Here is a 13,900-nt window from a genome sequence, read left to right as displayed (position 1 = left end):
AATGGATACTATGAAAGAAAAGACACTTATAGGAACAAAACGGTTTTGGTTTTTAATGTGGGGCTTAGGTCTTGCGGGGCAGTTATGCTGGAATATCGAAAATCAATGGTTTAATACCTTTGTGTATGCAAAGATTGCAAAAGATTCCTCTATCGTAACGCTCATGGTTATTACCAGCGCTTTGGTCACAACATTCTCAACTTTCATATTCGGGACACTGTCGGATAGAATAGGTTCGAGAAGAAGATTTATCTCTATAGGCTACATCGTATGGGGATTGACGACGATTCTGTTCGGTCTTACCGAATTTGTGGGACACGGACAGGTCGGAACCGGAGCAAAGGCTTCAATCTGGGCAGCAGTCCTTGTTATTTTAGCCGATGATGTTATGAGCTTTTTCGGCTCTATGGGAAACGATTCGGGATACAACGCATGGAGCAACGACATGACTACCGATAAAAACCGTGGTCAAGTCGGAGCCGTGCTCGCAATTCAACCGATAATCGGCACCATCGTCGGCACCGTATTGGGCGGTTTGCTCATCGGCAGCGAAAATAACTATCAGCGGTTATTTTGGTCTATGGGTATCTTTGTCATCCTTGCAGGACTTCTCTCTCTTCTTCTATTAGAAGATTCTCCCGACTTAAAACCTTGCAAAACCGGTTCATTTTGGGAGCAATTGAGCTCGATCTTTAAAGCGGAAGGATTTTTTTCTCAAAAAGAATTGATGCTTGCGTGTATTACAACGGCACTGTTCTTTGTTTCGTTCAATGTTTATTTTGTCCACATGGGAAACTGGATGATTTACCGCATGGGCTTTAACGCTGGGAGCATGGGCATTATTCAAGGATTAAGTTTAGTCGCCGCGTCCCTGCCGGTGATTCCTGCAATCGGGATTATCAATAAGAGGCATACTCCGCAGCTTGCCTGTTTTGCAATTATTCTGAATATCGTCGGCTTATGCATTTTATCGCTCTTTGCAAAGCCCGCAGCTTTTAACACGGAAACGGTATTCTGCGTGCAAAACATTCCGCTGTTCCTTTCCGTTTTCCTTGCAGGTGCAGGACAAATTCTCGTTACGCAATCGATGACCATCTGGGTTAAAGAACTCTATCCCGAAACCGCACGAGGTCAGTTTGAAGGTATCCGTATTCTCTTTTTCGTCCTCACCCCGATGATTATCGGAACCGTGATAGGCAACATCATTGTTAAAAACGGAGCAGGCTCCATCGCGAATGAATTCGGAATCATCGAAAATATTCCCGCAGAATCCATCTATCTGTGGGGAGCGATTCTAGCGGTAACGGCGCTTTTCCCGCTCTTTTTCGCATCGAAAATGTATAACCGGCGCAGAAACGATCGCCTTACCATCGAGACAATAACATGAGAAAAAACAAACCGATAAAACCTTTACTCACACCGTGGGGTGAAGCGCTCGACAAACAAAAGCCCTTAAACGATTACCCCCGTCCTCAGTTGGCGCGGAAAGAATGGCAATGCTTAAACGGAGCATGGGACTACGCGATAACCGCCGATAAACAGATGCCTAAAATATGGGATGGAGAAATAATCGTACCGTTCTCTCCGGAAACAATCCTGTCAAACGTACAGCGGCAGTTGCTTCCGGGGGAGACGCTATGGTACCGAAAAACGTTCAACTTTGAACAATGCAAACCGGAGGAGCGGCTCCTGTTACATTTCGGAGCGGTAGATCAATACTGTACCGTCTATGTCAACGGTAAAGAAGCAGGTTCCCATTCGGGGGGATACTGGCCGTTCTCTTTTGACATCAGCAATTTTTTAAACGGTGATACAACGGAAATTGTCATTGCAGTTACCGACGATACCGATACCGGTGATGAGGCGTACGGTAAGCAAACCTTAAACCGAGGAGAGATTTGGTACACGGGGCAGAGCGGTATTTGGCAAACCGTATGGTGCGAAAAAGTTCCCGGCACTCATATCGAAAAGCTCACCATAACGCCTCATTATCAAACCGGTGAAGTTGAAATTTCGGTCTTTATTACCGGAGCCGATGCCGGCGGAAACAATGTAAACTCTTCGCATCGCCTTGATGATATATATGTTAAACGTGATGATGATATACGCATTAAAATCTTTGACTCCGGTTCTGTCATTGCAGAAGAAATACTCACAACCAATCCGCTGCGGATAAAAATGCCTGCCGATTTTAAGAGTTGGAGTCCCGAACATCCTTTCCTCTATGATGTGGAAATCCGTGCAGGAGAGGATACGGTAACTTCATACTTCGGTATGCGGGAATTCGGAATCATCAACGGCAAACACGGTCCCGTTCTCAGTCTAAACGGAGCGCCGATCTTTCATCACGGACTCTTGGATCAGGGTTATTGGAGCGACGGAATGTATACGGCGCCTTCCGACGAGGCGATGATTTGGGAAATTAAAAAACTGAAAGATATGGGTTTTAATATGCTGAGGAAGCACATTAAAATAGAACCGCTCCGCTGGTACTACCATTGCGATAGACTCGGAATGCTTGTCTGGCAGGATTTTGTCAGCGGCGGCGGTCCGTATAAACCGTTGGTCGTTCAATATGCGCCGTGGCTCGGCTTCAATTTTAACGATACGAAAAACCGATATGCCCTCCACGGACGCAAAAGCGAAAAGGGGCGGAACATATTTTTACGCGATGCCGAACGTACCATCGATTTACTGTACAATACGGTAAGCCTTTCGGTATGGGTTCCTTTTAATGAAGGATGGGGACAATTCGAAGCAGCCTCAATGGCGGAATACGTCCATAAAAAAGATCCCACGAGGCTCATCGATCATGCAAGCGGCTATTTTGATCAAGGTGCAGGAGATTTCCACAGCTATCACATTTATTTTAAATCCTTCCGTCCGAAACCCGATCCGTTAAATCGGATTTTAGCCTTAACCGAATTCGGAGGGTTCAGCTTAGCTGTGAACGGTCATACCTCCTCCGATATTTTATACGGTTATAAAATCTTCAAAGATAGGCAATCTTTAAACGACGGTATCCGGAACCTCTATGAAACCGATGTATATCCGGCGATGAAAAAGGGATTGAGCGCTTCAATTTACACTCAAGTAAGCGATGTTGAAGATGAGGTAAACGGTATTTTTACTTATGACAGAAAAGAAACAAAATTAGATGGAGACTTGAGCTTAAAAATTGCCGAAACATTACATGAACTTTTCAAAAAAAACTGTGCCGATAAGTACAGGCCGTGTACGGGCAGCAGCACGATCTACGTGATTAAGTGATAAGTATGGCGATATCCCGGCAAGTTGAAATATCGCTTTTGCTCTAACCACCGCCTCCATGCCGGATATATTAGCTGTCAAAGTTTCTTTCGAAGATTCGCGTATCAACGTGTGCGTTTGCGTCGTACTAGACATTTAGCAGGTGTTTCACTATTATCGTAACGATTATCAATTCAAGTTATAGGAGCTTTTTATGGAAAATTTAATCGGAAAAAAGATTATTGATTTTACTTTGCCTGCCTATTGCAAGGGAAAGTTTACGACTGTGTCGAGTAAATCGTTGTTGGGTAATTGGGCTGTGTTTATGTTTTATCCTGCAGACTTTACGTTTGTGTGTCCTACCGAGTTGGCCGATTTGGGTAAGCTGTATTCGGAATTTCAGGAGATTGGATGTAGAGTCTTTTCCGTCTCTACCGACAGCGAATTTGTGCATAAGGCATGGGCTGATGCGAGCGCGACAATCGGTGGCCTCCCTTATGAAATGATTGCTGATAAAGCCGGTATTTTTGCATCTTCTTTAGGCATCCTTGTACCTGAAACATGGGTTGCGCTCCGCGGCTCTTTTGTCGTCGATCCCGACGGTATCATTAAAGCTTATGAGGTACACGACACGAGTATCGGTCGCGATGCTTCCGAATTGCTGCGCAAGGTTCAGGCTGCTCAGTTTACTGCAGCACACGGTGATCAGGTATGCCCTGCCAAATGGCGCCCCGGCGAAAAAACGCTGTATCCTTCTATCGACTTAGTTGGAAAAATCTAAAAGCGGCTGCTTGCAAACCTCTAAAAACATCAAGCCTATCGGCTTGTTCTGTAAGGAAATGATTTATCATATCCGCTAAAGCGGATTGCGAATCAGGTTTTTAGAGGTTTTCCTTGGATTTACTTGCGATGTTTTAATTTAAGTCATTATAGTATAAAGACTTAAATTAAAACTCGTCGGGCATCTCTAAAAATCTAACCGAGTTTTTAGAGATGCCCTATATATAACGGGTGGTGACCATTCAATTCACCTGCACTGTCAGCTTTAATGCGAATGGTAGGTGTTCATTATCCGGGGGCTTGAAAAAGAAAAAACCCTGTAGGCAAAAGGAGGAAAAAATCCTACAGGGCAACTGTAAAGGAGGTACATTGAATACTCTTTGATAGTACGTATCGCAATATACACCACTTAAACAGACAAAAAAAGAAAGGTTACATATTTACAAAAAATTATGAAAATATTAGGGTACGGTATGCAATTACTTTTTTCTTTTTCGAATACTATGAACAGGCTTAAACATTTTCCCCGGATGCGTTTTTCACGCCTTCTCTTTTTAGGCGTTTTTTTTGTAATAGGAGGATTATCTCCGCTGTATTCCGAAATCTTCCGTTTCAACTTTAGGGATGGAGATACCTACCGGATCAATTCTACCGTTACTGAAGATGTGTACTTGAACGGGCAATTTGCGCATCAGGCTTATATCACCAACCGTGTTACCGTGGAAGTGTCGGATGTTCAACCGGCATCAAACGGAAAGCCTTCCTCCGCGCTTCATACCTGTACTTTTATGACAAGCGAGCAAAACAGCAACAGGACGTTCTCGTGGGGACGCGAATATCCGAGCGTATTTCGCCGAGATGAATTCGGCATTTACACTATCGATGAACAGTATTTTATGCCGGTGGTGCGGAATGTACCGGTTTTCCCTCAGCATGATGTAAAAATAGGGGAAAGTTGGCAGCACTCTGCAAGCGAAGCACATGATCTGCGGGATAACTTTAATATTCAAAAGCCTTTTGTCGTTCCTATCGACGTTACTTACACATACAAAGGTCTTGCCGCGCATGAAGGAAAAAACTATCAATTAATAGAAGTAAATTATGATCTTTATTATGATATTCCATTAAAAAATATCCAGAATAAAAGAAACGGAAGTGCAACATTGCCGATGCTGTATCCTGTCCGCACCATGGGCTATTCAAAACAGCGACTCTATTGGGATAGTAATGCAGGTATTCTTCCCTATTATGATGAAGTATTTACCATAATGATGGAGTTAAACACGGGGGCGGTAATAGAATATCGCGGTACCGCAAAGGCCGAAATTACGATGTTGCAGCGTATGAATAAAGAGGAAATAGCAGGAGTACTGGATAAAAACATCCGTGATATGGGGATTTCGAATACTACCGTAGAAAAAACCGATGAAGGAATTACCATCAGTCTTGAAAATATCCAATTTGAACCTGATTCTGCACGTCTTCTTCCAGCCGAAAAAGAAAAGATTGAAAAAATAGGAAAGTTATTGGGTGCATACCCTGATTATGAACTATTGATTTCGGGGCATACGGCATTAGCAGGTACGGCTGAAGCGAGGCAGATACTGTCTGAGCAGCGGGCAGCGGCTGTTGCAAATTATCTGGTAGAACTTGGGGTGAGAGAACAACACCATGTTTTTACACGCGGGTTCGGCGCAGAAAAACCGATTGCGCCTAATACTACGGAAGCGAACCGAGCACGGAACCGCCGTGTTGAAATCACCGTGCTGGAAAAATAGCCGATACTTTCCGCACTGTCCTGTCGTTTAAGATTGTAATATCTGATTGAGTAGATCGCCTGCAAGCAGAATGCCGGCTGCGGCGGGTACCCATGAAACCGAGCTTGGCGGACGGCTGCGGACAGCAGGAACCTCCTTGGAATATAGCACCCGCAGCTTTTTTACTCCCCGTTTTTTTAGCAGTTCGCGCATGGTTTTACACAAGGGACAAACAGCAGTATCGTAAATGTCGGCAAATTGAAATAAATCTGCGCGGAGCTTATTCCCGCAACCCATTGCCGCTATGATTGGAATGCCGCGGTTTTCCGCCTCTGCCGCCAGTGCAACTTTAAGCGAAATCGTATCAACCGCATCGACAATACAATCGATGTCGGATAAGAAAGGTAAAAAAGAAAGAGAGCCGTCCGCATCGGGGAGAATGTGCTGCACGATCTGATGAACTGTACACGCCGGGTTTATATCGGCGATTCGCGCGGCAGCAGCAGCGGTTTTGTACTGTCCGATGGTAGATGTAAGCGCATAGAGCTGCCGGTTAAGGTTTGAAGGGCTTACCGTATCGCCGTCAACGAGATACAGTGTTCCGACGCCGGCGCGTGCAAGGGCTTCGACCGTATACCCGCCAACACCGCCGATACCGAATACTGCAACCCGCAATTTACGAAGCCGGTTAACACCTTCCGCCCCGATAAGCGCTTTGCTCCGGATAAACAGCGGGTCAGGCTCGTCCTGTACAGCCGTGCCGATATTGTGTGCATCGTAGATGCCGTGCGTGGCACTCTTGATATCAGATTCGAACAAGGCTTAGCGAATTTTGAATAGAACTGCAAATACGGCAAGCGTAATCAGCAGTTGTAAAATAAGGAACTTTATCAGTACCTGCGTGGATGACCATTGAAGGTTTTTCCGCATGTGGTCATGGAGCGGGAACCGGATATTCCTAAAAATACGGATATGAAAAAAGCGTAATAACGCCACTTTAACAAGGCCTGTGCCGCCGTTCAGGAGAATCATTCCGCTGGTCATTAACAGTAAAAAGGGATTGCCCGAAATAATGACCAATACGCCGATAAAAAAGCCGAGCGCACGGGAACCTGCATCTCCCATCATCACCTTGCTTGGATAGGCATTATGCCACAGATATCCCATCAGTACGCCGGAAAGACTAAAGCAAATGAGTGCCCACTGCGCGCCGTCTACCCGATGCGGAATGAGCAGATATTCTGAAACTTTTACGTTCCCGATAATAAAATAGAAAACCATACCAAGCGAAATAAGCGCCATCAAAATGAGGGTTCCGGAAAGTCCGTCTACTCCATCGGTGCAGTTCGTTGTATTGATGGAAAACCATAAAATTAAAACGGAGACCGTAAAAAATATGGCAGGATGTACCGCGATACTTTGACTCATAAACGGAATCCAGTAAGAAATGGAATCGTCAAAATACCAATGAAAGAGTACTGCCGCCGTAATCAGCGACAACAGTAAATCCAATGCACCTTTTCGGTATTCTCCCCACGGATTAACCGACCGGTCGTCAAGATAGCCGGTGAGCATCACCAACCATGTTAAAACCAGTACCGCTATTTGCGTACCCGAAGGCATGATCAGCAGGAAAATCATAACGACAAAAATCGTAATAAATACGACCCCGCCGCCGGTCGGTTTTCCTTTTGCTGCCTCAGGAGAAATACCGAATTCCTTTCCTCTGTCTTTCGGCAAACGGCCATAAAAGCGCGGTAAAATGAATACCGTTAAAAAAAAGCCTACATAAAATGAAATTGAAATAAGTACGAGATATGATTGTAAAAGCCGCATGGGGCCGTAGAATGAAGAAAGAAGCCCCGATAAATAAAAAAGCATTGGAACAGTATATACAGCCCATATAAAAAAAACAACCCTTCGCTTGCTCCAGGATAAACACATCAACCAAGTTCCCATCATAGAGAGTGGCGGTTCTCCTTAGCCAGCGCTTCTGAAAATACGCTTTCCGTAAGCCTTTTGAAATAGACGGCGTAGATGCTAGGAGCCTAGCCGAAATAAAGCGGAGACGTATCGGGTATACGTTGAGCATTTATTTCGGCGTAGCGACAACGCAGATATGCCGTATATTTCAAAAGGTAGGTACTGTATTTACGTATGTAATCGCCGCCGCCAGCGCATCGGCGGCGTGATCGGGTTTCGGTATCGTTTTAAGGCCGAGCAGTAACTGTACCGTGAGCTGCACCTGCTGCTTTTCCGCCTGTGCGATGCCGGTAACTGCTTTTTTAATAGCGTTCGGCGCGTATTGAAAGACGGGAACACCTGCTTGCGCTAAGGCAAGCAGCGTCACGCCGCGTGCTTCCGAAACGCTCAAAGCGCTCGTTACGTTTTTTGCGAAATAGAGCGTTTCGATACCGGCGGCGGCAGGTTGGTATGTGCGGATAAGCTCCGTGAGCCGGTCAAAGACAATGAGCAGCCGGTTCCCCTGTACCTGTCCCGCCTCCGTTTGAATAACACCGTAATCAATACAGCGCATCCTGCTGCCGGACACAGTAATAATGCCGTAGCCGGTATGGGCAAGTCCGGGGTCGATCCCCATTATAATCCGTCCTGCGGCTGTCCGCTGTTCCGCCATTCTCCTTATTTTCCTACCATATTAACGCCGGTTAAAGCACGCATTTGCGTATTACAGCGCCTGTGTCCGCACTTTTAAGAATGCACGATGTTCCTCATCCAAATGAGGATCCAGCGCAGTACGAACCGCTTGATTATAATCATTCAGCCACTTGAGTTCTTCAGGAAGCAGTAGCTCCTTCACTACCGGCCGTGTGTCGATCGGGCAGAGCGTCAGCGTTTCAAATTCCAAGAAGGTGCCGTACTCCGTTGTTTTCCATTCCTTTGTCAGCGTAAGGTTTTCGATGCGGATACCGTGACTGCCAGCGCAGTAAAAGCCGGGCTCGTTGGAGGTAATCATGCCCGCCTTCATCGGAGCGTCACTATAGCGGAGCCCGATATTCTGCGGCCCTTCGTGAACGGACAGCACATACCCGACGCCGTGTCCGGTACCGTGCTTATAGTCCTTGCCGTATTTCCGGAGCGGATTGCGGGCAAGAATATCAAGCTTATAGCCGGTCGTGTTTTCGGGAAATCGGGCTAAGGCGAGCTGGATATGCCCTTTGAGCACCAGCGTATAATCCTCTTTTTCTTCCGCGGTGAGCTGTCCGAGCGGGATAGTACGGGTGATATCCGTTGTCCCGTCTTTGTATTGTCCGCCCGAGTCGAGCAGTAAAAAGCCTTTGGGCTGCAAGGTAGCAGCAGTATTTTTTTTAGGCCCGTAGTGGATAATCGCCGCATTTGCTCCGTATCCGGCAATCGTGGTAAAGCTCGCCTCTATGAAGTCCGGCTGTTCGGCACGGAAGCGCAGCAGCTGTTCGGAAACATCCCATTCGGTAACGCCGCTATCGGCATGATCTTCTACCCATTTGAGGATTTTAACCATCGCGATGCCGTCTTTGAGGAATGCATTCCGGTAATTTTTAATTTCGGTTTCGTTCTTCACCGCTTTCATCGAAGAGGTGATATTAAGGCCTTCTATGATATCCGCTTTAATCTTGTTGCGTAAGAAGATATTTGTCCGTGTGGGATCAAGGTAGACCGTACCCTGCAGCTTTTCGGCATCGGCAAAAACCGCTTCGTAAGGCGCAACGGAGACGCCTTCTTTTTCCAGCGCCGCCTTCACCTCATCCGTCATTTGCCGCGCGTCGATGTAAAGCCGTGCGCTTTGCATATCAACCAAGGCATAGGCGGTAACAACCGGCGTACATGCAATATCGTTGCCGCGGATATTAAAAAGGTAACAAACATCCTCCAAAGCCCCGATAACCGTTGCCTCCGCTTTCTTTTCCCGAAGTGCCGCGCGGACTTCTTTGATTTTTTCCGATGTGGATTTTCCCGTGTAGCGGACATCGAGTAAAAAGGCGGCGCTTAATACGGGTGCAGGACGATCCGTCCACATCTCCCCGATAAGATCGCGGTCGATAACAAACTTCATATCGGGAAGCGACGAGTTAAACTGTGCAAACGAATTAAGCGCCATCACTTTCCCGTCCATACCGATCGTACTTCCCGCTGGAAGCGTTTGTGCAAGATATTCAAATACGGTCGGTACATTCGGCTCTCCGCTCTTTTGCAAAAGGATACCGCTTCCCTTCAATTCTTTTTCAGCTTGTAAAAAATACCGGCCGTCAGTCCATAAAAAGGCCTTGTCTTTTGTAACCAATACGGCGCCCGCAGATCCGGTAAAGCCGGAAATAAAGACGCGGGTCTTATCGTGTTCGGCAAGATATTCACACTGATGCGGGTCGGCGGTTGGAATATAATACGCGTCGAAGCCGCATTCCGCCATTTTATTGCGTAATACGTTAATACGTTCAGCTATTGTCATAGTGATCTCCTTCGTAAATCAATTTAAAGTAACCTCGAAAATTGAGTTTTTTAGAGGTTACCGGTTATATTTTCTCTACAATCCTGCGTACATACGGCGCAGTAGCTGGTCTATTTTATGCCCGTAAGCAGGATCCGATGCCCACGTTCCGGCAAGGTTATAAATATGCGGCGCCTTGCCTTTCGGATTTACATAGCGATAACGCGGATCTACGGCAGGAAGGTTGAGCGGTTCGGCGCTGGCGTATGCTTTTAGATGCTGAATATGCGCCCTGACTCCCGTTTGCTCGTCGGGAAACGCCAATCCCGGGTTCTCTGCGTTGATGGCGCCGAGTCCGCAAAAATTGTTCATGTCTGCAGTTACCAATCCGCCGAACTGTAAAAAGCCGGTTTCCAAACACATCTGCACAAAAGCGATATCGGCATTGATTCCTTCAGCTGAGGATTCTTTCACATAATACCCTGCCAACCGCTCGACTTTTTCCTGATCAACTTCTTCTGTTTGCGCTAATGCGGTTTGCATTAAAAAGAACGAAACGAGTTGTTCCTGCGTCATGCGTCCGGTACCCATAATCGCTTTAGGAATGGACGGGGGAACCGACCTGCATGAAAAGCAAAGAAATACTGCAAGCAGGGTAATAAGCGCAAAAGGATGGTTAAAAAAACGCTTTATGCGAAAGGGTTTGGCATTCATACGGATGGCGTTACTCCCATTCAATGGTTGCGGGCGGTTTGGGCGTAATGTCATACACTACGCGGTTGATGCCTTTGACTTCGTTGATGATGCGGAGCGTAATCTTTTGCAGCAGCGGATACGGAATTTCTGCGACCTCAACCGTCATCGCATCGACGGAGGTTACCGCCCGTATCGCAATGAGGTTGTCATACGTTCTGCCGTCGCCCATGGCGCCGACCGTGCGGACATTGGGGAATACGGTAAAATACTGCCAAATAGAATCCGCCAAGCCCGCCTGCGCAATCTCTTCGCGGAGAATGGCATCGCTTTCGCGTACCCAATGCAGCCGTTCGGGAGTAATCTCTCCTAAGATACGCACCGCAAGTCCAGGGCCGGGGAATGGCTGCCGCTTGACCAGTTCGTCGGGAATACCAAGCGCCGTGCCAAGCGCCCGCACCTCGTCCTTAAATAGCATCCTCAGCGGTTCAATCAGTTCCTTAAAGTCGATATGTTCGGGGAGTCCGCCGACATTGTGATGGGATTTTATGACCGCTGCCTTTTTACTGCCGCCGGATTCAATAACATCGGGATAGATGGTTCCTTGTACCAAAAAGTCAACCGTACCGATTTTTTTCGCTTCTTCTTCAAAAACACGGATAAATTCTTCACCGATAATCTTCCGCTTGCGTTCGGGTTCGGTCACTCCGGCAAGTTTTTTTAAGAACCGCTCGGAGGCATCGACATGGATGATGTTAAGGCCGAGTGTTTCGCGGTAGGTTTTCAGCACCTGTGTCGCCTCATCTTTGCGTAAAAGTCCGTGATCGACAAAAATACAGGTAAGCTGATCGCCGACAGCCTTATGTACCAGTACCGAAGCAACGGAGGAATCAACTCCGCCCGACAGAGCCGAAATAACCTTTTTGTTTCCGACCTTTCGTTTTATTTCCTGAATAACCGAATCGGCGGCGGTTGCGGCGTTCCAGACTTCGGTACATCCGCAAATACCGCGCACAAAGTTTTTGAGCATTTGTGTGCCGTATACGGAGTGTAAGACTTCGGGATGGAATTGTACGCCGTAACATTTGCGCTCGGTATTTGCCATGGCGGCGATAGGACAGTTATCCGTTTTCGCAATAACGGTAAAGCCTTGGGGAAGGGCGGATACGCTGTCGTTATGGCTCATCCACACGATGGAGTCTGCCGGACAATCTTTCCAAAGCGCTGCACCTGCCGCATCTTTGCCGGTGTACAGCTCTGTCTTACCGAATTCGCTTTTTTCTGCCGGCTGCACTTTTCCGCCGAGCAAATACGTCATCAGCTGCATTCCGTAACAGATACCCAACACCGGTACCCCTAAGTTGAATATTTCAGGATTGCAGGTTGCCGCATCTTCGGCATATACGGAGTCAGGCGCTCCGGTTAAGATGATTCCTTTTAAATCACTACTTTGTATACGGGTAAGTTCTGCGTCGAAAGGAAGCACTTCACAATATACTCCGCATTCGCGGACACGGCGGGCAATGAGCTGGCTATACTGCCCTCCGAAATCAAGGATAATAATTTTTTCTGTGTGCATAGTGTACTATATCAGTGTATGACTTGTTAGACAAGGCGCCTTTCGATTAGATGTCAAGGCTTTCCGTTAGATTTTTACGTGAGTAAATACTTTATCCAAACCTCGATTTATGATATTATGCTCGGATGGAGTACCAAGTAACGGCGACACGGCGCAGGCCTCAGCGATTTGAAGATTTATTAGGGCAGGATTTTGTTGCGGCAACGCTGCAAAAATCTATTGAAGCGGGGAAAATAGCCCATGCGTATCTTTTTTCGGGGCCGCGCGGATGCGGTAAAACCAGTTCGGCGCGTATTTTAGCCAAGGCACTCAACTGTGAAACGGGAACGGTCGCTACTCCCTGCGGAGTTTGTACCTCGTGCCGCGAAATTACGGCGGGTTCAAGTATCGATGTTATCGAAATAGACGGCGCATCGAATACGAGCGTCAACGATGTGCGTCAAATTAAGGACGAAATCCTCTTTCCGCCTAATACCAGCCGGTATAAAATCTACATTATCGACGAAGTCCACATGCTTTCCACAAGTGCTTTCAATGCGTTGCTGAAAACGATTGAAGAACCGCCTCCGTATGTTATCTTTATTTTTGCAACAACCGAACTGCACAAGGTTCCGGCAACCATCAAAAGCCGCTGCCAACACTTCAATTTTAAATTAGTCGATGTTGAGGTGCTTAAACAGGCATTGGCGGAGGCGGCAGCGGAGCTGCATATTGAAGCTGACGACGAGGCGCTGTACTGGATTGCGCGTGAGGCTACCGGAAGCGTGCGCGATTGTTACACTTTGTTCGATCAGGTGGCTGCCTTTTCGGACGGGCATATCACCTTTGAAAAAATACAGAGCACGCTCGGTTTAACGGGTACCGATTCGATCGGTGCCTTGCTGACTGCTTGCGTTCAAAAGGATGCCGCCGCCGCGCTGCTCACCCTTGATACTATTCTGCAAAACGGAGTTTCCACCGAGCAATTTACGGTAGACTGCACCAACTATCTCCGCAGTCTCCTCTTGATACAGCAAGGCATTACAAAAGAAGCTTTGATCGGGCAGCGCGCGGATCGGTTTCCGCAGGAAATACTGACAGGCTGGGGTGCGCAGCAGCTTGAGCGCGCGCTGTATCTGTTTTTGCAGCTTTTCAGAGATCTCCGGTTCTCGCTCAATCCTCGTTATGAACTGGAATTAACGGTTTCCCGCCTTGCATGGCTTTCCGACTATGTTTCTCCAAAGGAACTGAAAGAAGCCTTTGATGCGGCTCAAGCGCTGCTCGCAGGCGTACCCACAGCGGCTCACACGGCAACCAGAGCACTGCCCGGCAGCGGGGCGCCGCAAAAAGGCGGGGCTGCCTCCCCTTTTTTAAGACCGGCGGCTTCTCTTCGCTGAAAGCTGCCGGTACTTACGGAAACACCGCATCGGCCGGGATACC

The 13,900-nt window shown here is 47.3% G+C and carries 11 protein-coding genes; 5 read left to right on the top strand and 6 right to left on the bottom strand.

Going from position 1 to position 13,900, the window contains the following annotated elements; translation table 11 throughout:
• The first annotated feature begins 1 nt into the window (after position 1).
• The 4 genes from ABH09_RS07685 to ABH09_RS07670 all read left to right on the top strand — a co-directional run bounded on the left by ABH09_RS07685 (position 2) and on the right by ABH09_RS07670 (position 5,807).
• Positions 2-1,387 (top strand): MFS transporter, encoded by a 1,386-nt coding sequence (locus ABH09_RS07685; protein WP_253713961.1) that lies wholly within the window; start codon positions 2-4, stop codon positions 1,385-1,387.
• Positions 1,384-3,270, top strand: a complete 1,887-nt coding sequence (locus ABH09_RS07680) for a glycoside hydrolase family 2 protein (protein ID WP_253713960.1) — start codon at positions 1,384-1,386, stop codon at positions 3,268-3,270. Before ABH09_RS07685 ends, ABH09_RS07680 begins: the two co-directional genes overlap by 4 nt.
• 193 nt (positions 3,271-3,463) lie before the next feature.
• Positions 3,464-4,030 (top strand): redoxin domain-containing protein, encoded by a 567-nt coding sequence (locus ABH09_RS07675; protein ID WP_162663740.1) that lies wholly within the window; start codon positions 3,464-3,466, stop codon positions 4,028-4,030.
• A gap of 472 nt (positions 4,031-4,502) precedes the next feature.
• A complete protein-coding gene (locus ABH09_RS07670; RefSeq protein ID WP_253713959.1) occupies positions 4,503-5,807 on the top strand; it encodes an OmpA family protein in 1,305 nt (434 codons plus the stop codon).
• Positions 5,808-5,834: 27 nt separating this feature from the next.
• On the opposite strand, the gene ABH09_RS07665 is transcribed toward ABH09_RS07670, so the two are convergent.
• From ABH09_RS07665 to guaA, 6 genes are all read right to left on the bottom strand, one after another.
• Positions 5,835-6,551: a tRNA threonylcarbamoyladenosine dehydratase gene (locus ABH09_RS07665; protein WP_371922154.1), complete on the bottom strand. Its 717-nt coding sequence runs from the start codon at positions 6,549-6,551 to the stop codon at positions 5,835-5,837.
• A 57-nt stretch (positions 6,552-6,608) separates the two neighbouring features.
• Positions 6,609-7,667, bottom strand: coding sequence for a phospho-N-acetylmuramoyl-pentapeptide-transferase (locus ABH09_RS07660; RefSeq protein WP_162663738.1), 1,059 nt, complete (start codon positions 7,665-7,667; stop codon positions 6,609-6,611).
• 250 nt (positions 7,668-7,917) lie between these two features.
• The gene (gene ruvC, locus ABH09_RS07655) at positions 7,918-8,421 is read right to left on the bottom strand and encodes a crossover junction endodeoxyribonuclease RuvC (protein WP_253713957.1); all 504 of its coding nucleotides are present in this window, start codon (positions 8,419-8,421) and stop codon (positions 7,918-7,920) included.
• A 51-nt stretch (positions 8,422-8,472) separates the two neighbouring features.
• A complete protein-coding gene (locus ABH09_RS07650; protein WP_253713956.1) occupies positions 8,473-10,230 on the bottom strand; it encodes an aminopeptidase P family protein in 1,758 nt (585 codons plus the stop codon).
• Positions 10,231-10,305: 75 nt separating this feature from the next.
• Positions 10,306-10,923 carry a glucosaminidase domain-containing protein gene (locus tag ABH09_RS07645; protein ID WP_253713955.1) on the bottom strand — a complete coding sequence of 206 codons (618 nt, stop codon included), beginning with the start codon at positions 10,921-10,923 and terminating at the stop codon, positions 10,306-10,308.
• A gap of 10 nt (positions 10,924-10,933) precedes the next feature.
• The gene (gene guaA, locus ABH09_RS07640; RefSeq protein WP_253713954.1) at positions 10,934-12,481 is read right to left on the bottom strand and encodes a glutamine-hydrolyzing GMP synthase; all 1,548 of its coding nucleotides are present in this window, start codon (positions 12,479-12,481) and stop codon (positions 10,934-10,936) included.
• Between the two features lie 125 nt (positions 12,482-12,606).
• Here guaA and dnaX point away from each other — a divergent pair, with 125 nt between their 5' ends.
• Positions 12,607-13,857, top strand: a complete 1,251-nt coding sequence (gene dnaX, locus ABH09_RS07635) for a DNA polymerase III subunit gamma/tau (protein ID WP_253713953.1) — start codon at positions 12,607-12,609, stop codon at positions 13,855-13,857.
• Positions 13,858-13,900: the final 43 nt, after the last annotated feature.

The sequence above is a fragment of the Treponema sp. OMZ 803 genome (assembly GCF_024181165.1).
Classification (GTDB): Bacteria; Spirochaetota; Spirochaetia; order Treponematales; family Treponemataceae; genus Treponema.
The sequence above is the reverse complement of the archived record's forward strand: the minus strand, read 5'-3'. Positions and strand labels throughout refer to the sequence as shown.

Bases quoted from the DNA above. Each gene is read 5' to 3' on its own strand.
- ABH09_RS07680 (WP_253713960.1), top strand. From the start codon at position 1,384: ATGAGAAAAAACAAACCGATAAAACCTTTACTCACACCGTGGGGTGAA.
- ABH09_RS07660 (WP_162663738.1), bottom strand. From the start codon at position 7,667: ATGCTTTTTTATTTATCGGGGCTTCTTTCTTCATTCTACGGCCCCATG.
- ABH09_RS07675 (WP_162663740.1), top strand. From the start codon at position 3,464: ATGGAAAATTTAATCGGAAAAAAGATTATTGATTTTACTTTGCCTGCC.
- ABH09_RS07650 (WP_253713956.1), bottom strand. From the start codon at position 10,230: ATGACAATAGCTGAACGTATTAACGTATTACGCAATAAAATGGCGGAA.
- guaA (WP_253713954.1), bottom strand. From the start codon at position 12,481: ATGCACACAGAAAAAATTATTATCCTTGATTTCGGAGGGCAGTATAGC.
- ABH09_RS07670 (WP_253713959.1), top strand. From the start codon at position 4,503: ATGCAATTACTTTTTTCTTTTTCGAATACTATGAACAGGCTTAAACAT.
- ABH09_RS07645 (WP_253713955.1), bottom strand. From the start codon at position 10,923: ATGAATGCCAAACCCTTTCGCATAAAGCGTTTTTTTAACCATCCTTTT.
- ABH09_RS07685 (WP_253713961.1), top strand. From the start codon at position 2: ATGGATACTATGAAAGAAAAGACACTTATAGGAACAAAACGGTTTTGG.
- ruvC (WP_253713957.1), bottom strand. From the start codon at position 8,421: ATGGCGGAACAGCGGACAGCCGCAGGACGGATTATAATGGGGATCGAC.
- dnaX (WP_253713953.1), top strand. From the start codon at position 12,607: ATGGAGTACCAAGTAACGGCGACACGGCGCAGGCCTCAGCGATTTGAA.